We start from the raw sequence: 20,782 nt of genomic DNA on the forward strand, positions 1-20,782 counted from the left end.
TCGAAAGTTAAAATGCTATCGAATTTGGGAAATGGAAGAGCGAAATTGTGAAATAATTGGGGCAATACCAAGTCCAAAACTTGACGTTGCTTATGGGCAACAGGTATTTTATTAACCATAACATTGCATTAAACAGAATTTATTACGGTTAATACATAGTTAATCCGAGTATAAATCGTTTTATATTCTGGCGCGCCCGGCTGGTTTCCGGCCATTTTAAAAAGATACCCAACATCAAATCCCGCCGCTTGCTTGGCGCAGCCCGGCCGCGGGAAGCGGAACCGGTCGGAAAAGCTTTGCAATAGTCTGCCCGGTACGGGAGGTTGCCGGGTTCGACACCCCCTGCTCTTTCTTTTTGACACAGGGCAGCGAAAGCCCCAAATGAGGGAAGCGCTGCGTGCGTGATTTGCCCGCCGGAGACTGACATGACTGCACGAAAGCTGCCCGATGGCGGCATTCTTTTCGATGACGACATGCCCGATGACGACGAAGAGGCAATCCCTGCCTCGGACGCGCCAGCGGCGCTCGATATCGACTGGAACGAGGGTGCTGCGGAAAAGAACGGGCTGCGTGGTCAGGAGCTGATCGGCGAATTCGTGAAGCGCCTGCCGAACGGACCCGGTGTCTATCGCATGCTGAACGAGGCGGGAGACGTTCTCTATGTCGGCAAGGCCCGCAGTCTGAAGAAGCGGGTTTCCAATTACGCCCAGGGCCGGGTCCACTCCAACCGGATCGCCCGGATGGTGCGCGAAACTGCCCATATGGAATTCGTCACGACACGGACCGAAACCGAAGCGCTCCTGCTCGAGGCGAATCTGATCAAGCGCTTGCGTCCGCGCTTTAACGTGCTGCTGCGCGACGACAAATCCTTCCCTTACATTCTGGTCACCGGGGATCATCGCGCCCCCGCGATCGTGAAGCATCGGGGCGCGCGGGCCCGAAAGGGAGATTATTTCGGCCCCTTTGCCTCAGCCAGCGCGGTCGGGCGAACGATCAACAGTCTGCAGCGCGCCTTCCTGCTGCGCACCTGCACCGATAGTGTGTTCGAGACGCGCACGCGCCCCTGCCTGCTGTTCCAGATCAAGCGCTGTTCCGGCCCCTGCACCCACGAAATCAGCGATACCGCCTATGCGGAGCTGGTGGCCGAAACCCGGGACTTCCTGTCCGGCCGGAGCCAGAAAGTGAAGCAGACCATCGCGGCTGCGATGAACGAGGCAGCGGAAGACCTGGATTTCGAACGGGCCGCCGTCTATCGCGACCGGCTGGCCGCCCTCTCCCATGTCCAGAGCCATCAGGGCATCAATCCGGCCAGCGTCGAGGAGGCGGATGTCTTCGCGATTCATCACGAGGGCGGCATTTCCTGTATTCAGGTCTTCTTCTTCCGCACGGGTCAGAACTGGGGGAACCGCGCCTATTTTCCAAAGGCCGATCCGCAACTTAGCGGCGCGGAAGTGCTGAATGCCTTCCTCGCGCAGTTCTACGACGACAAGCCTTGCCCCCGGCATATCCTCCTGTCGGAAACGGTGGAGGAGATGGAGCTTCTCTCCCAGGCGCTATCAGAGCGATCCGGCCATCGTGTGCAGATCTCCGTTCCGCAGCGGGGAGAGAAAAAGGATGTGGTCGATCACGTGCTGGCCAATGCGCGCGAGGCCCATGGTCGCAAGCTGGCGGAAACCGCGTCTCAGGAAAGGCTTCTGCGTGGCTTTGCGGAGACCTTCAAGCTCGCCTACACGCCCCGCCGCATCGAAATCTATGACAATTCCCACATCATGGGCACCAATGCCGTGGGCGGCATGGTGGTGGCGGGGCCTGACGGTTTCGTGAAAAACCAGTATCGCAAGTTCAATATCAAATCGACCGACATCACCCCCGGCGATGACTTCGGAATGATGCGGGAAGTGATGACCCGGCGTTTTTCGCGGTTGCTGAAGGAAGAAGGCCTGCCGGACCGGTCGATGACCGTTGCGCCGGAAGATGCGGCAGACATGCCTTTCCCTGCCTGGCCGGATGTAATCCTGATCGATGGCGGCCAGGGGCAGATGACAGCGGTGCGGGGCATTCTGGAGGAACTCGGGATCACGGAACATGTCGTCGCCGTCGGCGTCGCCAAGGGTGTCGATCGCGACGCGGGCCGGGAACGCTTCTTTCCGCCTGGCATGGCGGGCGGCTTCACCATGCCGCCGCGGGATCCGGTTCTCTATTTCATCCAGCGCATGCGCGACGAGGCCCATCGCTTCGCCATCGGCTCGCACCGGGCACGGCGCAAGAAGGAGATGGTCCGGAACCCGCTGGACGAGATCGAAGGCATCGGCCCCTCCCGCAAGCGGGCCCTGCTCAAGCATTTCGGCACGGCGAAAGCGGTTTCCCGGGCGGCCGTCACGGATCTGCTTGCCGTCGAGGGGATCTCCGAAGCCATGGCGCGGACGATCTACGGCCATTTCCACGAAAATGACGGAACGTGAGCCCCCTGCCCCAAAAATCGCACATTGAAAGTCGATTTCTCTCTCACCCACCATTGACGGTGAGCGGAACGCGCCTTCATCTACGTGTCATCCCCGGACGAAAAGAAGCTGATTCATGGCCTCGCGCGCATACAACATTCCCAACCTGCTGACCTATGGCCGCATATTGGCCGTACCGCTGATCGTCTTGTGCTTCTTCATCGAAGGCAAGCTGCAGAGTTCCGATTTCGCCCGCTGGACTGCGCTCGCCATTTTCGCCATAGCCTCGATCACCGACTTTTTCGACGGATATCTCGCACGCATCTGGAACCAGACCTCCAACATCGGTCGCATGCTCGATCCGATCGCCGACAAGCTGCTCGTTTCCACCTGCCTGCTGCTGATGGCTGCGGACACGGAAAAGACGATCGCGGGCTGGACGCTGTGGGCTGCCATCACCATCCTGTGCCGCGAGATCCTCGTGTCCGGCCTGCGCGAATATCTGGCCGAGCTGAAAGTCTCCGTTCCGGTAACCCGGATCGCCAAATGGAAGACGACGGTGCAGATGCTGGCGCTCGCCTTCCTGCTCGCCGGACCGGCCGGCGACAAGGTGCTCCCCTACACTACCCAGATCGGCATTTTCCTTCTTTGGATCGCGGCCATTCTGACGATCTATACGGGTTACGATTATTTCCGGGCCGGCCTGAAACATGTGGTGGACGACTGATGACCAGGCTCGTCTATTTCGCCTGGGTTCGAGAACGGATCGGCAAGGCCGAAGAGGAGCTGGACATTCCTGCCTCCGTCGTCACGGTCGGTGATTTGCTCAATCACCTCAAGAGCTTGGGCGAGGAATACGAGGCTGCCCTCGAATATCCGGATGCCATTCGCGTCGCCATCAATCAGGAGCATGCAGACCGGCACGAACCGATAGCCGGCGCGCGAGAAATCGGCCTCTTTCCGCCGATGACCGGGGGCTGAGCGGTGGCTGCCGTTCGCCCCATCGTGACCGTGCAACGCGAGGATTTCGACACGCGGCCCATCGTCCATGCGCTAACCGACGGGCGGCTGGATATCGGTGCCCTCGTGACCTTCACCGGTCTTTGCCGGGACGAAGCCGGGCAGCTTGCGGCTCTGGAGCTCGAACACTATCCGGGGATGGCCGAGGCGGAACTCAACCGCATCGGCGAAGAGGCAATTGCCCGCTTTTCTCTCCTTGGTCTGGCGATCCTTCATCGTTACGGCCGGATGGAGCCGGGCGACCAGATCGTGCTGGTCGCGGCAACGGCCGCTCATCGGCAGGCGGCCTTCGACGGCGCCAATTTCGTGATGGACTACCTGAAGACATCCGCTCCCTTCTGGAAGAAAGAGCACGGGCGCGACGGAACGGCCGGCGGCTGGGTATCCGCCCGGGATGCCGACGACGCGGCCAGGTTGCGCTGGGATCGGGACTGAAGGTCCGCGCTCCAGCCTGTCCGGCAGACACCGGTTCGCCGGGCGCGTTCCAAGGTCTGACATGATGGAGTTCCCGCGCACAACCGCGATTACGCCTGCTCCCACCATACGCTAGGGGATGATCCGCTCCCGCCGGCTGAGGACCAGGACAAGCACGAGGCCGGAAAACACGGCCAGATCCTTCCAGACATAAGGCGCATAGGCACCCCACAGGGTTTCCACGACCCCGAGCGCTGCGGCGCCCGTGGCGGAGCGGAGCGGCTGCCCGTAGCCGCCCACCGCTGCAATCAGCAGCACCTTCAAGCCGAACATGATGCCCGAACCGAAATCCATGTTGCCATAGTAATTGGTGGCAATCATGCCGGTCGTGGCGGCGATCATGGTGGCCGCGACATAGGCAACGACAAAAACCTTCGGCGCATCGACGCCACAGAGGCCGGCAGCCAGGGGATCTTCCGTCACCGCCTTCCATTGGCGACCGTAGCGCGTGCGGGTGAGAATCGCATGGCCGGTCAGGACCAGCAGCAGGAAAAGAGCGCTGTTCAGAAGCTGCATACCGGTGAGATGGACGGCCTGCCCGCCCACCACCGCCAGCGTGATCGGCCCGGAAAGAAGAGGCGGCAACCACAGGTCCCGCGTGCCGGAGGCCAGGCGCGCGGTCTCCATCAGCACGATGAGAAGTCCAAGCGCTGCAACGATAACCGCATTAGGCGAAACTCGAACCAGCGGCCCCATGATATGCCTGCCCGCAAAGACGCCGATCAACAGGGCATAGGCCAGAGACACCGCTGCCCCGAATGCAAGGGCCGAGAGCAGCGTGAAGCGCATCCCGTTATATCCCTGATCCACGAACAGCACATAAATCTGTCCCCCGAAGGCGAAGAAACCGCCATAGGCGATATCCGCCCGCCGCGTCACGCCGAACGCAACCGCATAACCGAAGGCCAGCAAGGCATAAAGCGCGGCCAGAGGCACTGACAATGCCAGTTGCTGCAGCAGATAGGCCATTCCTTCCTCCTCCCGTTCCGTCGACATTTATAACTGGCAAAATTGATTTTACCAGTTATAATTCACCCATGAGCTTTACCTGGACTTCCCATCGTTTCGTCGGAGGCGCGCTGGCACTGGATATTGCCAACAGCGTGATCCTTCGCCATCGGCCCGATAAGCGCGTCGACCGGCTGGCCGATCCGCACAATCTCGCCAGCCTGCCGGCCGCGGCGTCGGCCCTCTCGGCGGAGGCGGATCTGTTCGCTCCGCTGCACCCGGTCGAAGAGGCGGACGTGCCGCAGCTGCTCGATCTTCGGGAGGCGATCGATGCCTATTTCCGGACGCGGATCAGCGGAGCGGACGACCCGCATCGGCTGGCTGACTTGCTGGAGCGGATTGCCGGCGCCCTTCGTCGCCCGGTAGACAGGGGCGACCTCATCGCATCGACGGCCCGTTCGGCTTTGATGCTGGTCAGCACCCCTTCTGCGGACCGCATGAAGATTTGCGGCCATTGCGGCTGGCTTTTTCTCGACCGCTCCAAGAACCGTAGTCGTACCTGGTGCGACATGTCCATTTGCGGCAACCGGGAAAAGGCGAGCCGCCACTATGCCGCCCGGCGCAAGAGCCGAAGCCATGAGGAGGAAGACGGATGCGACGGGGAATGATGCTGTGCGCGCTGGTTCTGTTGCCGCTTGCCGGCTGCCAGCGCAGCGACGAGAAGGGGCCGACGGAAATTGCCGGAAAGATCTTCATCTTCAACTATCGGCTTTCTACCGCGGTCTATGAAATTGCGCTGCGGAAGACAGGCGATATCCCGGAGGGCAGCACCGTAACGGCGGAATACGAAAACCCGGCCGGCGGGCCGCCGCTGGTGACGACGACCAAGATTTTCTCCTTCTGGGAGAAAATCCCCCTGGAAAGTCCCGCGCTGCGCTGCGTGGTGAAGGATCGCCCCTATCACGTCAAGATCACCATCAAGGGTCCTGACCAAGGAGAGATCCAGACGCTCGAAACAACCGTGGTCTCGAGCCTAGACCAGACGATCCTGGCAGCCAAACCGCTGGTGACCGGCCCCGCTTACGACAAGAACCCCGAAGTATTCAAGAAGGACGGTTCGGCCGATTATTCCCCGGATACGGCCTGCCCCGCGAGCCAGCCGAAGAGCTGAACGCGTCATGAAACGGAAAAAGGCCGGCGCGAGGGGCGCCGGCCTTTTGCATTTCGGGACATTTCCGGCGGGATCAGCCGACGATTTCGGTCTCGGCGAACCAGTAGGCGATCTCGACCTTTGCGGTTTCCGGAGCGTCGGAGCCGTGAACGGAGTTTTCGCCGATCGACAGCGCGTGGGTCTTGCGGATGGTGCCTTCGGTAGCCTGGGCCGGGTTGGTGGCGCCCATGATCTCGCGGTTCTTGGCAATGGCGTTGTCGCCTTCGAGAACCTGAACGACGGTCGGGCCGGAGGTCATGGTGTCAACCAGTTCGCCGAAGAAGGGGCGTTCCTTGTGAACAGCGTAGAAGCCTTCGGCTTCGCGGCGGCTCATCCAGACGCGCTTGGAAGCGACGACGCGCAGGCCGGCATCTTCGAGCATCTTGGTGATGGCGCCGGTCAGGTTGCGCTTCGTTGCATCCGGCTTGATCATCGAGAAGGTACGTTCAATCGCCATCGGAATTCATCCTTTTGGGTGGTGGGAAAAGTGGGCGGTGTTTAACCGCCTCCCGTGCCGAAAACAAGGGGGGAGCCCGATTGTGACGGAAAATGACAGGGTTTCGGTCAGGTTCGCGCCGGAACCTTGCGTCCCGTTTCGCCGAACAGATCCAGGCACCGGTCAAACCAGGCGCTGACCGCATCGTCGGGGGCAAGAGGCCACCGGGTGGAAACGATCCGCAACCACTGGAGCGCGCCGAAAACGATATAGTCCGCAAAGAGCGGCTGCTCGCCGGCCAGGAAGTCCTGCCGCTTCAAGGTTACCCGCAACGGCTCCAGCTTTCCGGCAAAGGCGGCGATATCGGCATCACGATTGGCCGCGATCGTTTCCAGCGAGCTGCCGAGCCGCTCTTCCCGACTTGCGCGGAAATAGGCCTGGTCTTCCTCATCGAGCAGTTCCCAGATATCCCGCACCGCAATGCGGCTGATGGAGGGGTGAAGCGTGGTCTGGGACCAGGATTCCACGAAACGCGACAGGGCGCGCCCGCCTTCGCCGCCGAAAAGGCTCGGCTGATCGGGATAGGCATCTTCCAGATATTCGGCAATGGCGAAACTGTCCGAGACCAGATGCCCCTTGTCGCGCAGCATCGGAACGGTCTTCGAAAAGCCTTGCTCGGTGCGGGGAATATCGGTGAACCGCAAGGGCCGCTCCTCGAAATCCAGTCCCTTGTGCTTCAGGGCCATCACGGCTTTCCAGCAGTGGGGAGAAAAGGTGCAGGCGGGATCTGCGCCGCGCAGCGTATAAAGGGTCAAGGCCATGGGCTGCTCCTGTCCGTATCGAGGGTCCGGCGCAGCTTCGATCAGCAGCCTTTGGACGTCCAATCAAAAGAATTGACGCCACCCATTCTGCGGATTGCTCTATTCTTGCGCCTATCGACAAAAAAACGGGAGGCATGATCGTGAAAGATCATTTCCAGATGTTTGCTGCCTATAACAGCTGGGCAAACCGCCTGCTGTATGGCGCGGCGGCCGAGCTGACGGCGGAAGAGCTGAATGCGGACAAGGGCGCTTTCTTCGGCTCCATTCTCAACACGCTCAACCATATCCTGGTCGCCGACCGGATCTGGCTTCATCGGTTCACCGGGGAAGGCATGATGCCCACGACCCTCGACCAGATGCTCTATCCGGCCTTTTCGGATCTCGCGGCGGCGCGCCTGGCCGAGGACAGCCGTATCCACGCTTTCACGGACGATCTGACGGTGGACCGGATCGCAGGCACCTTCACCTATTCGCCCATCGGCAAGACGGACCGGATCACGCAGAAACTGGGTTCGGCCCTCGCCCACTTTTTCAACCACCAGACCCACCATCGCGGTCAGTGCCATGCCACGCTGACGGCACTCGGCAAACCCTCTCTCGCCCTGGACCTGGTCTACTTCCTTCGCACCGAAGGCGGCCGGTGGCTGTAACGGCTCGGCAAACTCTTGCCATGCGGAGCGGTTTCAGCCAAAACCGCGCGCATGATCGCGATTTCTGACCTTTCCGCCCGCATTGCCGGACGCCTCCTTATCGACCATGCCAGCGTGACCCTCCCCTCGGGCACGAAAGCCGGGCTTGTGGGCAAGAACGGCGCCGGCAAATCCACCCTGTTCCGCATCATTACGGGGGAAATGGCCTCCGAGAGCGGCTCCGTGGCCCTGCCCCGCAATGCCCGCATCGGTCAGGTGGCGCAGGAGGTGCCGGGTACGGAAGAGCCGCTGATCGAGATCGTGCTGAAGGCCGACAAGGAACGGGCCGCGCTTCTCGCCGAAGCGGAAACGGCGACCGATCCGCATCGGATCGCCGATATCCAGACCCGGCTTGCGGATATCGGTGCCCATGCCGCAGAAGCGCGTGCCGCCAGCATTCTGGCCGGCCTCGGCTTCGATCATGCCGCCCAGCAACGCCCGGCCTCGGCCTTTTCCGGCGGCTGGCGCATGCGTGTGGCGCTTGCGGCCGTTCTCTTCTCAGAACCGGATCTGCTGCTGCTCGACGAGCCGACCAACTATCTCGATCTCGAAGGCACGCTCTGGCTTGAGGACTATATCCGCCGGTATCCGCATACCGTGATGATCATCAGCCATGACCGCGATCTCCTGAACACTGCGGTCAATGCCATCGTGCATCTCGACAAGAAGAAACTGACATTCTACCGCGGCTCCTACGACCAGTTCGAACGCCAGAAAGCGGAAGCCGACGAGCTGCAGAACAAGGCGGCCGCCAAGAACGAGGCCGCACGCAAGCACCTGCAAAGCTTCATCGACCGCTTCAAGGCCAAGGCAACCAAGGCTCGCCAGGCGCAATCCCGCGTGAAGGCGCTGGAGCGCATGGGCACCGTCTCAGCGGTGATCGAAGACAGCGTTCTCGGCTTCACCTTTCCGGAGCCGGAAAAGACGGCCGCCTCCCCCATCATCGCGATCCAGGGCGGCGCCGTCGGATATGAGCCGGGCAAGCCGATTCTCAAACGGCTCAACCTGCGCATCGATACCGACGACCGCATTGCTCTTCTCGGCTCCAACGGGAACGGCAAGTCCACCTTCGCCAAGTTCATTTCGGGCCGGCTCCAAGCGGAGGCAGGTGAGGTCAAGCTCGCCCCGCATCTGAAGATCGGTTTCTTTGCCCAGCACCAGCTCGACGACCTGATCCCCGGTCAAAGTGCGGTCGAACACGTGCGCAAGCGCATGATCGACCAGCCGGAGGCGAAGGTTCGCGCCCGCGTCGCCCAGATGGGACTGGCGACGGAGAAGATGGATACGCCCGCCAAGGATCTCTCCGGTGGCGAAAAGGCGCGGTTGCTGATGGGTCTTGCCGCCTTCGATCATCCCAATCTGCTGATCCTCGACGAACCGACCAACCACCTCGACATCGACAGCCGGCGTGCCCTCATCGAAGCGCTGAACGACTATTCCGGCGCCGTGATCCTGATCTCGCATGACCGCCACCTCATCGAGGCGACCGTGGACCGGCTGTGGCTGGTGCGCGACGGCACTGTCGACGTGTTCGACGGCGATCTGGAAGACTATCGCTCGCAGATCATTGCGACTCCGAAAAAAGACGATGCCCGGAAAGGCCCCTCCGAGGACAGCGTCAACAAGGCCGACCAGCGCAAGCTCGCCGCCGAGAGACGCGCCGCCTTCGCGCCGCTGAAGAAAAAGATCAACGAACTGGAATCCTTGACCGGAAAACTGGAGAAACTGATTCAGGCGCTTGATGCAGAACTTGCAGACCCGGCACTTTACGAAAAGAGCCCCGCAAAGGCGGCTGCCAAGGCAAAGGAACGGTCCGACGCGGCCACCCGGCTGTCAGCCGCCGAAGAGGAATGGCTGACGCTTTCCGCCGAATATGAAGAGGCCATGGCGGATTGACCCGCCGGGCCTGCCCGCACCTTGTCATCGCTGCAACGATTCAAACAGACCGACCCTCAAACGGGCCGGCGGCCTAGGCTGATTTACACGCCCTTGAGTATTCCACATAATGGAACTCTCTTTCACAATCCGGAAAAAATCTCTGCCCGGAGGCTCTGACATTCTTGCCGCTTTGTCTGCCTGTGTCTAAGAGTGGACCCGGTATCGTGAAAGATCGGAGGAAACATGTCGCCCATCAAGCTCGCTATCGTCGGGGTCGGAAAGATTGTCCGGGACCAGCATCTTCCCGCCATTGCTGCGAATGCAGATTTCGAGCTGATCGCCACGGCCAGCCGGCACGGGACGGTGGATGGCATTCCCGCCTATACGTCGATCGAGGCCATGCTCGAGGCGGTGCCGGCCATTGAGGCCGTGTCGCTATGCATGCCGCCGCAATATCGGTACGATGCCGCCCTGAAGGCGTTGCTGGCGGGCAAGCATGTTTTCCTCGAGAAACCCCCGGGCGCTTCTCTTTCCGAAGTGGAAGACCTGATCCGGCTCGCGGCGGCGAACGGCAAGTCGCTGTTTGCCAGCTGGCATTCCCGGTATGCTCCGGCCGTCGAGGCGGCGCGCGCCTTCCTGGCGGATGCAACCATCCATTCCATGGAAATCACCTGGAAAGAAGATGTGCGGCAGTGGCATCCGAACCAGGAATGGATCTGGCAGGCGGGCGGTCTCGGCGTATTCGATCCCGGCATCAATGCGCTGTCCATCATGACGCGCATCCTGCCGCGTCCCGCCTTCCTGACCGGTGCGGAACTGACCTTTCCGGACAATCGCGACGCGCCGATCGCCGCCAGCCTTTCCTTCCGCGACCGGACGGGCGTTCCGATCCAGGCCGAATTCGACTGGCGCCAGACCGGCAAGCAAAGCTGGGACATTCGCGCCGAGACCGATCAGGGCGCCATGCTTCTCTCCGATGGCGGGGCCAGGTTGACCGTGGCGGATTCCCTGCATGTCTGCGGCAAGGACGAAGAATATGCGGGTCTCTACCGTCGTTTTGCCGATATCATTGCCGCAGGCACCAGCGATACGGATCTGTCGCCGCTGACCCATGTGGCCGATGCCTTCATGCTGGGCAAGCGGCGGATTACGGACGCCTTTCACGACTGAGGCGGAGAAGCCGAAGGGTCGTCACGCCTTCTTTTCCCAGCGGCCATCGGCCGACTGCTGCCAATAGGTGAGCTGATGACCCTCGGTCTTCAGCCGCTTCCATTCGCCTCGGGCATGATCCACCTGCGCCGGGTCCAGTCCGTCGAACAGATAGACGATGCGCTGGTAATCCTCCGCCCGGGCCGCCGAGGCGCCACCGGTCAGAAACCGGATATCCGCCTTGTTCGGATTGTCGGTGGAACCGGTCAGCAGGACCGGCTGCGCTTCCGGATGCGGTGCGGCGTCCGTCGCATGCGGCAGGAAGCTCTCCTCCTGATAGGTCCACAGATGCTGGTCCAGCCGTCCCATCACCTCCGGATCGGGTACCTCCACCGCCACTCGCCAGCCACGGCCCAGACTGCGCTCGAGAAGCGGCGGCAAGGTATCTTCCAGCCGCTTCTCCGTCAGGTGATAGAACAGGACTTCCGTCACCGGTCGCCCCTCAGGCTTCGAAATGGTCACGGACCAACCGGTCGAGCAGGCGGACGCCGAAGCCGGAGGCCCAGGACTGGCTGATATCGCTCTTCGGTGAATCCATCGCGGTACCGGCCACGTCGAGATGGGCCCAGGGGGTTCCATTGACGAAGCGCTGCAGGAACTGTGCGGCGGTAATCGCGCCGCCGTTTCGGCCGCCGGTGTTCTTCATGTCGGCAAAGCGGCTATCGATCATCTTGTCATAGGCCTTGCCGAGCGGCATGCGCCACAGCTTTTCCTCCGTCGCCAAGCCGGCTGCCAGAAGCTGGCCTGCAAGGGCGTCGTCGTTGGAGAAGAGACCGGCATGATCGGTACCGAGGGCCACCATGATGGCTCCGGTCAGGGTTGCCAGGTCGATCATCATTTTCGGCTTGAAGCGGTCCTGACAGTACCAAAGCGCATCGGCCAGCACGAGGCGGCCTTCCGCATCGGTGTTGATGATCTCTATGGTCTGCCCGGACATGGAGGTGACGATGTCACCGGGGCGCTGGGCGCCGCCATCCGGCATGTTCTCGACGAGACCGAGGATGCCGATGGCATTGACCTGTGCCTTGCGCCCTGCAAGGGCCTGCATGAGGCCGATCACCGCTGCGGCGCCGCCCATATCCCCCTTCATGTCTTCCATGCTCGCGGCAGGCTTGATCGATATGCCGCCCGTATCGAAGACCACGCCCTTGCCCACGAAAGCGACAGGCGTCTCCTTCGCTTTGCCTCCATTCCATTTCATGATGGCGAGGCGCGGCGGACGGACGGAGCCTTGCGCAACGCCGAGAAAGGCGCCCATGCCCAGCTTACGCATCTCCTTCTCGGTCAGAATCTCGACCTCGACCCCGATCTCCCGCAGCGCTTCCGCCTTTTCGGCGAATTCGACCGGGCCGAGCAGATTGGGGGGCAGGTTGACGAGGTCGCGTGCGAGGAGGACGCCCTTGGCAACCGCTTCGGCATCGGCAAACGCCTTTTTGGCAGCGGAGGCGGCTTCTGTGACAAGGGTTACCCGAATCGTCTTCTTTTTCTTCGAGGTTTCCGCTTCCCCGTCCTCTGCCGACCCGGCCTTGCCGGTTTTGAACCGGTCGAAACTATAGGAGCGCAGCAGCATGCCGAGGGCAAACTCGGCTGCGGCAGCCGCATCAGCGCCTTCGCCCGGAAGATCGAGATATACGGCTGCACGATCCGCCTTCCCCAGTTTCGACGCCGCAACGCCGCCAGCCTTGAGCCAGTCCTGCCTCGTTAGATCCGGCTTCTTGCCGAGTCCGACGACGACGATTCGGTCCGCGGGCGATCCGGCAGGCGCCAGAATGTCGACGGTGGTCCGGGCCTTGCCCTTGAACTCGGACGCCTTGGCGGCCCGCGCGAAAACCCCTTGAGGATCCGCTTCCCCCGCTCCTGACGGGGTCATCGGATCGGCAAGGGACAAAAGAACGGCATCGCCGCCTTCCAGCTTAGCGGACTTGGCGAAGGAGATATCGAGTTCAAAGGCCATGGAATTCACTTTCGAAAACAGGCATAGGATGGAGGCGATCATGGATAAAACGTCGGCGGTTGCAAGGCGACACCCGCAATTTTCCGCTTATGCCCGTTCGCGGCCCTGGCCTGGCCTTGAAGAGCTGCGACTGCACCGCTTCCATTGCGGGTTGAAGCTCTGTAAGAAGGCTGCGCATGAAAACAATTGAGAGATACATATTCCGGCGGTCAGCCAAGATGGTGCTGGTAGCGTTGCTACCCGTGCTTGCCATCATTTGGACCACCCAGGTTCTTTCTCGCGTGGACCTTGTGACGGATAACGGTCAGTCGATCGGATCCTTCATGCTGCTGGCATCCTGTATCGTGCCGATGGTTCTGCCGGTGGTCTTGCCCTTTGCAGCCGTCATCGGGATTTCCCAGACGCTGACCGCCATGAATACCGATTCGGAGCTGACGGTTATCGAAGCCTCCGGCGCTGGTCGCTCGGTGATCTACAAGCCCATTCTGCTTCTCGGCCTGTCGCTGAGTGCCTTTGCTCTCTTCGTCAATCTCCTGGTCGAACCGCCGGTTCGCTATACATTTCGCCACCTGATCGCTTCCGCCTATGCGGATCTTCTCTCCTCCGTGATCGAGGAAAAGTCGTTCCGCCAGATCGGCGACGGGCTTTATGTGCAGATTTCCCGACGTCTTGCCGGGCGCACGCTGGAAGGCCTCTTCATTTCCGATACGCGCAATCCCGAGTTTCAGCTGCTGTATTACGCGCGCGAAGGCGCCGTCGATGAAAAGGGTTCGGCCCTTGTCATGCGTGACGGAGAGGTGCATCGCAAAACCAGGACGGGCGACGTCTCGGTGGTTCGGTTCGACAGCTACAGTTTCGACCTGTCGGATTTTTCCGAATCCCGCGGCCAGACACGGCTTACCGCATCCGACCGGGATCTCGCCTTCCTCTGGAATCCCGATCCTTCCGATAGCCGATATCGAAACAACCCGGGCGAATTCCGCGCGGAACTTCATCGACGCCTGACCGAATGGATTTACGCGTTTGTCTACTCGATGATCGCGCTCCTGATCGCCAGCGACGCACGTTCCCATCGTGAAGCCCGGGTTCATCCGATGATCACGGCGCTTGTCTTTGCCTTTCTTCTCCGCTGGGTCTCCTTTTATGTCGAGGATCAGGTTGAACAGAATCCCGGGTTCATCCCGGCCGTGTACGGCGTGCCCGTTATCGCCATGGCCATTACCGGAGGTTTGCTGATGCGTGGCAAACGCCTGACCGTCGCCGATGGGCTGGTGGAGCGCCTAGGCACGCTCTATCGCGGAGTCTCCGCGCGCTTCTCGCCGGACGGGAGGAAGCCGAGCTGATGGCCTGGACGCTGAGCCTCTATTTCTTCCGCCGCCACATATCGACGCTGTTCTGGTTCATCGTCGGCGTGGTCGCGCTCATTTACATCATCGACTTCAACGAGACATCGAACCAGATGTCCGGCCTTCCCGGCTATACGGTGGCTGGCGGCCTGATGATGACTGCGCTTCGCCTGCCTCTGATCCTGCAGCAGACGATCCCCTTCATCGCCCTCTTCGCCGGCATGACGACCCTGATCGGGCTCAACCGCAAATATGAGCTGGTGGTCACCCGCGCTGCAGGCATTTCGGTCTGGCAGTTCATGGCTCCCTTCGTCCTTGCGGCCTTCCTGACTGGCGTGGCGGCAGTCGGGATCCTCAATCCGCTCGCGGCCTGGGGACAAAAAACCGCGCTCTCGGTCGAAGCGCAGTGGCAGGGCAACAAACCGCAGGCCAACAGCGAAACGCCGCCCTGGATTCGTCAGATCTACGAAAACGACGATGCCATCATCGGCGCGGACACGGTGGTCGACGACGGAAACACGCTCTCCGGCGTCGTCATCATTCACTTCTCATCCGAGGGCCAGATCATTCTGCGCCAGGACGCAGCGACCGCCAATTTGAAAGATGGTTACTGGCTGCTTAACAAGGTACGGGAGACCCGGCCGGGCGAAGTGGCCGTATTCAAGGAAAAGGTGGAAATGCCCACCAACCTCACGCCCGATTTCGTGCGCGAGCGACTGACCTCGCCGGAAACCGTTGCTTTTTATGATCTTTCTAGGAAAATTGAAGCGGCCAAGTCTTTCGGGATTTCGACCAAGGCGCTGGAAACGCAGTATCATTCGCTGCTTTCCCTGCCGCTGCTGCTCGTCGCCATGACACTCATTTCTGCAACAGTGACCCTCCGATTCAGTCGTTTTGCACAGTCAAGCGCTGTAATTCTGGGTGGCATCCTTTCCGGCTTCGTGCTTTATGTCGTCACGGTGCTGGTGAAAGCATTTGGAAGCAGCGGCGTTGTGCCGCCCTATGTCGCGACATGGATTCCTGTATTCGTGGCGCTGGCGCTGGGTTCAACGATTCTGCTCCATCAGGAGGACGGCTAGTGGCGGCAAAAGACCGCAAAATGATCAGGACGTTCGCAACCGCCCTGCTTGCAGGCGCGGCCGCGATACCGTCCGCTTGCCTTATTCCTACCATGGCATACGCTCAGGAATTGAAGGCTCCCGAAGGCGGCAAGCTCATGCTTGCTGCGGACGATCTCGTCTACAACCGGGACTTGAATAAAGTGACGGCCCTCGGGGCCGTGCAGATCAATTATTCCGGTTACAAGCTGGTGGCCCAGAAGGTCGAATACGACCAGCAGAGCGGCCGTCTGACGGCAACCGGCAACATCGAACTCGTCGAGCCGTCGGGCAACCGTATCTATGCGGATACGATGGATGTGACGGATACCTTCGCTGACGGTTTCGTGAACTCCTTGCGGATCGAGACCCCGGACAATACCCGCCTTGTTGCCGAAAGCGCAGAACGGGTCGGCGATCGGGACATGATCCTGCATAACGGCGTTTATACCGCCTGCCTGCCCTGCGCCAAGAATCCGGAAAAGCCGCCGCTCTGGCAGGTGAAAGCCGAGAAGGTCATCCAGAACGGCGAAACCCATACGATTCGTCTGGAAAACGCCCGATTCGAGATTTTCGGGCTGCCGGTCGCCTATCTGCCGTTCATCGAGGTTCCCGATTATACGGTAAAGCGGAAGTCGGGCTTCCTGTTCCCCACAATGAAGCTCAACGAAAACGTCGGCTTCGGGGTCACGGTTCCCTATTATTATGTCATTTCGGGCAGCATGGATTTTACCGTCAGCCCGACCTACTACTCGGAACAGGGGCTGCTGCTCGAAGGCGAGTTTCGTCAGCGCTTCGAGACGGGAGCGCATACGCTGCGCTTTGCCGGCATCAACCAGCAGAATCCGGAAAACTTCACCGCCAAGACCAGCGACGCACTGGAAACGCAACGCGGGATGGTTCAGTCGATCGGCACGTTCCAGATCAATCCGCGCTGGTCGTTCGGCTGGGATGTGATGCTGCAGAGCGATAACAACTTTTCGCGAACCTACGACATCTCCGGCGCCAACGGCTCTATCCAGACCAATACGGCCTATCTGACCGGATTGGGTCGGCGTAACTATTTCGATCTCCGGGCCTTCTATTTCGACGTCCAGGACGCGGATCCGGCCAGCAAGCAGGAAGACCGCCAGGCCAAGGTCTATCCTTCGCTGGACTATGACTATACCGCACCGCAGGCTGTCGCGGGCGGGGAGCTTTCGGTCAAGACGAACCTCACGCATCTCAGCCGCAATCTTGCCGATACGGTCGAGAACGGCAGTTTCGACCGCTTCCGCGGCCTTCCGGGCGATTATACCCGCCTCACTTCGGAAGCTGTATGGGAGCGCACGCTGATTGCTCCAGGCGGCCTCATGGTGACACCGATCCTCGCGGCCAGGGCCGATGCGATCAATGTCCGGATGAGCGATCCGAACACGATCAATCCGGGCAAGCTGAGCTATGCCGGCGATTTCCAGGGCGATGATACGCTGGCGCGGGGTATGGTGACAGCCGGCCTCGAGGTGCGTTATCCGATCCTGATATCGACCGAGAGCAGCTCGCATATCATCGAGCCGATCGGCCAGATTTTCGTCCGTCCGGACGAGCAATATGCGGGCGGCCTGCCCAATGAAGACGCCCAGAGTTTCGTATTCGACGGCACCAACCTGTTCGACCGGGACAAGTTCTCCGGTTTTGACCGGATGGAAGGCGGAACCCGCGCCAATCTCGGTATCCGCTACACCGGAAGCTTCGATAACGGATGGGGCCTGAACGGCGTTTTCGGTCAGTCCTTCCATCTGGCAGGGCAAAACTCTTTTGCGACGGAAGATCTCGTCAATGCGGGTGCCGATTCGGGCCTGGAGGACGATCGCTCCGACTACGTGGCGATGGCGGGTGTGGAAACGCCCTTCGGCATTTCGCTGACCGGCAATATCCGCTTCGATAAGGACGATTGGGATCCGAAACGCACAAGTGCGTCGGTTGTATACCGGTCGGATTTCCTGACCTCCACCGCCACCTATACCCACATCGGATCGCAGCCGATCTATGCGGATTCGACCAGCACGGATGAGGTCCAGGGTTCCACGACCGTGGCGATCAACGACAATTGGTCGGTATTCGGCAGTGCTGCATGGGATATGAACAACAATATCGTCAGCAAGCGTTCGGCCGGTTTCTCCTACACGAACGAATGCCTGGTCTTCACCCTTCTCTATTCGGATGATCGCGACGTGTCGAACACGAGCGGTGTGGATCGCAAGATCGGCGCGCGTCTGACCTTCCGGACGCTGGGTGACATCAATATCGGCGGCTGACCGGAGGGAGGCCCCCGTGCGCGGGAGACCGGTTTCCCCGCAGGGCCTTTGTTTGGCCGCAAAAATTGTGCTATTCGGCCCGGAGGCGGCGGTAACGCTGCCTCCGGGCCGCTTGCGATGGAAGGGATGACAACGATGTTTGCGAAGACTGCCGTACGGGGTTTGTTTCTGGGCGCTGCCATTCTGGCAATGTCCGCCGGTATGGCACCGGTTTCCGCACTGGCTGCCGGTTCCGCCACGAGTGTCGCGATCACGGTAGACGGCTCGCCGATCACCAATGGCGACCTGGCGCGGCGCGCGGCCTTCCTGCGCCTTCAGCGGCAGAAGGGCAATCTGGCAAGCCTCGCCCGCAAGCAGCTGGTCGACGAGGAACTGAAGCGTCGGGAAGTCCTGCGGCTCCAGGTATCCGTCAGCACCGAGGACGTCGACGCGGCCTTTGCCCGCTTTGCCAAGAGCAACAAGCTTTCCCCGGCGCAGATGACCCAGATCCTCGAAAAGGCCGGCGTCGGTGCTGCCCATTTCAAATCCTACATCGCCATCCAGATGAGCTGGCCGCGCGCCATGAGCGCCCGCTTCAACCCGGCCCGGTCGAATGGTGCCGATCTCGCCCAACGTCTGGGCGGCAAGGAAAAGCCCGTTACGACGGAGTATTTCCTGCAGCAGGTCGTGTTCGTGATTCCGGAATCCAAGCGCGGCAAGATCACCGGCAAGCGCAAGGCGGAAGCGGAGGCGTCCCGCGCCAAGTTCCCCGGTTGCGAGCAATCGAAAATCTTCGCGGCGACCATGCGTGACGTATCGATCATCAATCTCGGCCGCGTGCTGCTGCCCGCCATGCCGTCGGAATGGAAGCCGCTGATCGAGAAGGCCAAGGGCAACACGACGGGCACGCTCGTCACCCCGCGCGGCGTCGAGTATCTGGCTATCTGCAAGCAGCGCCAGGTCAACGACGATTATGCTGCCGAAGTGGTCTTCCGGGCGGAAGATCTTTCGAAGGCCAAGGGTTCCGATCCGCGCGAAGAGGAATATCTCACCGAACTGCGCAAGAAGGCCCGCATAACCGGTCTGTGAGGATCAGATGGAACAGCGTCTGCCCGACCGACCGATCGGTCTGACCCAGGGAGACCCGGCCGGTATCGGCCCGGATATCACAATCGCTGCCTGGGCGAGACGAAACGACCTTTCGCTGCCACCCTTTCTCTATCTGGGCGACCCTGCCATCATCAGGGAACGAGCGCGGGAACTGGGGACCGATATCCGTATCGTGGAAACCGATGCGGCAGGTGCTGCGCGGAGCTTTCGTGACGCCATTCCCGTCCTGCCGATCCCGGCCGGCGCCGCCGTTCGCGCGGGCCATCCCCATCCCGCCAGTGCAAGCGGCACGACCAAGGCGATAGAAGCAGCCGTCGACCTCTGCTTCCGCGGGGAGATTTCTGCCGTCACCACCAATCCGATTGCGAAATCCGTCCTTTACCAGGCGGGTTTCCGTTTTCCCGGCCATACGGAATTTCTGGCCGATCTGGCTGCAAGGCGGACAGGCCAGCCGGTCCTGCCGCTCATGATGCTGGCCGGGCCGCTGTTGCGAACGATCCCGCTCACCATTCACATACCGCTCAAGGACGTCCCCGGGCAGATCACGGAAAAGCTCATCCTGGAGACCTGCCGGATCGCTCACCGGGATCTGCGTGACCGTTTCGGTATCGAGAGCCCGCGCCTTGCCATTGCCGGCCTCAATCCGCATGCGGGAGAAGAGGGCGCCATGGGCCGCGAAGAGATCGACACCATCGCGCCCGCCATCGCCAAGGCGCGATCCGAAGGCATTCACGCGATCGGGCCGCTTCCCGCCGATACCATGTTCCATGCGGAGGCGCGCGCGCGCTATGACGTCGCCATCTGCATGTATCACGATCAGGCGCTCATCCCGGCGAAGGCGCTGGGCTTCGACGACTCGGTGAATGTCACGCTCGGCCTTCCCTTTATTCGCACATCCCCCGACCATGGTACGGCATTCGGCATTGCCGGCCAGGGGATTGCCCGGGAGGATAGTCTGGTGGCAGCCCTCCGATTGGCCGCTGACCTTGCCAGCCATTCCCGGGTGCCGGCCTGATGGCGGCGCTGGACGGTTTGCCACGCCTTTCCGATGTCATTCATACGCATGGGCTGGATGCAAAGAAATCGCTCGGCCAGAACTTCCTGCTCGATCTCAACCTTACGCAGAAGATTGCGCGCACGGCGGGGGACCTTAAAGGCGCGACCGTGATCGAAGTCGGCCCCGGGCCCGGCGGTCTAACCCGCGCCATTCTGGCTTTGGGGGCAGAGAGGGTGATTGCCATTGAGCGGGACAGCCGTTGCCTGCCGGCGCTGGCCGAGATCGCCGCCCATTACCCGGGTCGTCTCGAGGTGATCGAAGGCGATGCCCTGAAGACGGATTTCGCGGCCCTGGCCGCAGGCTCTGCCGGTCCTGTCCGGATCATAGCCAATCTTCCCTATAATATCGGCACGCAATTGCTGGTGAACTGGCTGCTGCCGGAAAAGGAAAAGGGCTGGCCGCCCTTCTGGGAGAGCCTGACACTGCTTCTGCAAAAGGAAGTGGTGCAACGCATCGTGGCGGACGAAGAGGACGATCATTATGGCCGCCTCGGTGTGCTGTGCGGCTGGCTGGCGGATGCGCGCGCCGCCTTCGACATTCCGCCACAGGCATTCACGCCGCCGCCGAAAGTGACCTCCACCGTCGTCCATCTGCTGCCGCGCGCCACGCCGCTTGCCTGCGACGCGAGCAAGCTCGAGCGGGTGACGGCTGCTGCCTTCGGACAGCGCCGCAAGATGCTGCGGCAGAGCCTGAAGCCGGTTGGCGGCGAAGCGCTGCTCGCCCGCGCCGGCATCGATGCGTCACGCCGGGCGGAAACGCTCTCGGTCGCGGAATTCGTGGCGCTCGCCAATTGCCTTTGATTGTGGTCTGACCGGC

20 protein-coding genes are annotated in these 20,782 nt (G+C 61.2%); 15 read left to right on the forward strand and 5 right to left on the reverse strand.

From position 1 onward, the window contains the following. Positions 1–425 precede the first annotated feature (425 nt). The 4 genes from uvrC (at position 426) to ACT54B_RS16330 (ending at position 3,896) form a co-directional block, all read left to right on the forward strand. Entirely contained in the window at positions 426–2,462 is a 2,037-nt protein-coding gene (uvrC, locus tag ACT54B_RS16315) for an excinuclease ABC subunit UvrC (protein ID WP_476046302.1), read from the forward strand. Positions 2,463–2,577: 115 nt separating this feature from the next. Then, the gene (pgsA, locus tag ACT54B_RS16320) at positions 2,578–3,168 is read left to right on the forward strand and encodes a CDP-diacylglycerol--glycerol-3-phosphate 3-phosphatidyltransferase (RefSeq protein ID WP_476046304.1); all 591 of its coding nucleotides are present in this window, start codon (positions 2,578–2,580) and stop codon (positions 3,166–3,168) included. Next, complete coding sequence (gene moaD, locus ACT54B_RS16325; protein ID WP_476046306.1) at positions 3,168–3,422, forward strand: molybdopterin converting factor subunit 1; 255 nt, start codon at positions 3,168–3,170, stop codon at positions 3,420–3,422. The genes pgsA and moaD overlap by 1 nt, the downstream gene beginning before the upstream one ends. Before the next feature lie 3 nt (positions 3,423–3,425). Further along, positions 3,426–3,896, forward strand: a complete 471-nt coding sequence (locus ACT54B_RS16330; protein ID WP_476046308.1) for a molybdenum cofactor biosynthesis protein MoaE — start codon at positions 3,426–3,428, stop codon at positions 3,894–3,896. A 111-nt stretch (positions 3,897–4,007) separates the two neighbouring features. On the opposite strand, the gene ACT54B_RS16335 is transcribed toward ACT54B_RS16330, so the two are convergent. Beyond that, positions 4,008–4,904: a branched-chain amino acid ABC transporter permease gene (locus ACT54B_RS16335; RefSeq protein ID WP_476046310.1), complete on the reverse strand. Its 897-nt coding sequence runs from the start codon at positions 4,902–4,904 to the stop codon at positions 4,008–4,010. Between the two features lie 68 nt (positions 4,905–4,972). Between ACT54B_RS16335 and ACT54B_RS16340 the strand changes: the two genes are divergently transcribed. Beyond that, a complete protein-coding gene (locus ACT54B_RS16340; RefSeq protein WP_476046311.1) occupies positions 4,973–5,551 on the forward strand; it encodes a CGNR zinc finger domain-containing protein in 579 nt (192 codons plus the stop codon). Continuing rightward, entirely contained in the window at positions 5,536–6,054 is a 519-nt protein-coding gene (locus ACT54B_RS16345; RefSeq protein WP_476046313.1) for a hypothetical protein, read from the forward strand. Before ACT54B_RS16340 ends, ACT54B_RS16345 begins: the two co-directional genes overlap by 16 nt. Positions 6,055–6,127: 73 nt before the next feature. On the opposite strand, the gene ndk is transcribed toward ACT54B_RS16345, so the two are convergent. Beyond that, a complete protein-coding gene (gene ndk, locus ACT54B_RS16350) occupies positions 6,128–6,550 on the reverse strand; it encodes a nucleoside-diphosphate kinase (RefSeq protein WP_476046314.1) in 423 nt (140 codons plus the stop codon). Between the two features lie 107 nt (positions 6,551–6,657). Further along, positions 6,658–7,350 carry a glutathione S-transferase family protein gene (locus tag ACT54B_RS16355; protein WP_476046316.1) on the reverse strand — a complete coding sequence of 231 codons (693 nt, stop codon included), beginning with the start codon at positions 7,348–7,350 and terminating at the stop codon, positions 6,658–6,660. Between the two features lie 140 nt (positions 7,351–7,490). Between ACT54B_RS16355 and ACT54B_RS16360 the strand changes: the two genes are divergently transcribed. The 3 genes from ACT54B_RS16360 (at position 7,491) to ACT54B_RS16370 (ending at position 11,087) form a co-directional block, all read left to right on the forward strand. Further along, positions 7,491–8,000 (forward strand): DinB family protein, encoded by a 510-nt coding sequence (locus ACT54B_RS16360; RefSeq protein ID WP_476046317.1) that lies wholly within the window; start codon positions 7,491–7,493, stop codon positions 7,998–8,000. A 51-nt stretch (positions 8,001–8,051) separates the two neighbouring features. Further along, positions 8,052–9,935, forward strand: a complete 1,884-nt coding sequence (locus tag ACT54B_RS16365; RefSeq protein WP_476046319.1) for an ABC-F family ATP-binding cassette domain-containing protein — start codon at positions 8,052–8,054, stop codon at positions 9,933–9,935. Between the two features lie 225 nt (positions 9,936–10,160). Beyond that, positions 10,161–11,087, forward strand: coding sequence for a Gfo/Idh/MocA family protein (locus tag ACT54B_RS16370; protein ID WP_476046321.1), 927 nt, complete (start codon positions 10,161–10,163; stop codon positions 11,085–11,087). 21 nt (positions 11,088–11,108) lie between these two features. Here the strand turns inward: ACT54B_RS16370 and ACT54B_RS16375 are convergent, their stop codons facing one another. Beyond that, positions 11,109–11,558, reverse strand: a complete 450-nt coding sequence (locus ACT54B_RS16375; protein ID WP_476046323.1) for a DNA polymerase III subunit chi — start codon at positions 11,556–11,558, stop codon at positions 11,109–11,111. 10 nt (positions 11,559–11,568) lie between these two features. Beyond that, positions 11,569–13,080 (reverse strand): leucyl aminopeptidase, encoded by a 1,512-nt coding sequence (locus tag ACT54B_RS16380; RefSeq protein WP_476046325.1) that lies wholly within the window; start codon positions 13,078–13,080, stop codon positions 11,569–11,571. Positions 13,081–13,256: 176 nt separating this feature from the next. Between ACT54B_RS16380 and lptF the strand changes: the two genes are divergently transcribed. The 6 genes from lptF to rsmA all read left to right on the forward strand — a co-directional run bounded on the left by lptF (position 13,257) and on the right by rsmA (position 20,766). Next, positions 13,257–14,423 carry an LPS export ABC transporter permease LptF gene (gene lptF / locus ACT54B_RS16385; protein WP_476046327.1) on the forward strand — a complete coding sequence of 389 codons (1,167 nt, stop codon included), beginning with the start codon at positions 13,257–13,259 and terminating at the stop codon, positions 14,421–14,423. Continuing rightward, positions 14,420–15,505, forward strand: coding sequence for an LPS export ABC transporter permease LptG (gene lptG, locus ACT54B_RS16390; protein WP_476046881.1), 1,086 nt, complete (start codon positions 14,420–14,422; stop codon positions 15,503–15,505). Before lptF ends, lptG begins: the two co-directional genes overlap by 4 nt. Next, complete coding sequence (locus ACT54B_RS16395; protein WP_476046328.1) at positions 15,505–17,820, forward strand: LPS-assembly protein LptD; 2,316 nt, start codon at positions 15,505–15,507, stop codon at positions 17,818–17,820. The genes lptG and ACT54B_RS16395 overlap by 1 nt, the downstream gene beginning before the upstream one ends. A gap of 135 nt (positions 17,821–17,955) precedes the next feature. After that, positions 17,956–18,888, forward strand: coding sequence for a SurA N-terminal domain-containing protein (locus ACT54B_RS16400; protein WP_476046330.1), 933 nt, complete (start codon positions 17,956–17,958; stop codon positions 18,886–18,888). A gap of 7 nt (positions 18,889–18,895) precedes the next feature. After that, entirely contained in the window at positions 18,896–19,924 is a 1,029-nt protein-coding gene (gene pdxA / locus ACT54B_RS16405) for a 4-hydroxythreonine-4-phosphate dehydrogenase PdxA (protein WP_476046332.1), read from the forward strand. Continuing rightward, complete coding sequence (gene rsmA / locus ACT54B_RS16410; RefSeq protein WP_476046334.1) at positions 19,924–20,766, forward strand: 16S rRNA (adenine(1518)-N(6)/adenine(1519)-N(6))-dimethyltransferase RsmA; 843 nt, start codon at positions 19,924–19,926, stop codon at positions 20,764–20,766. Before pdxA ends, rsmA begins: the two co-directional genes overlap by 1 nt. Positions 20,767–20,782: the final 16 nt, after the last annotated feature.

It is taken from the genome of Gellertiella sp. DMC107, assembly GCF_056313605.1.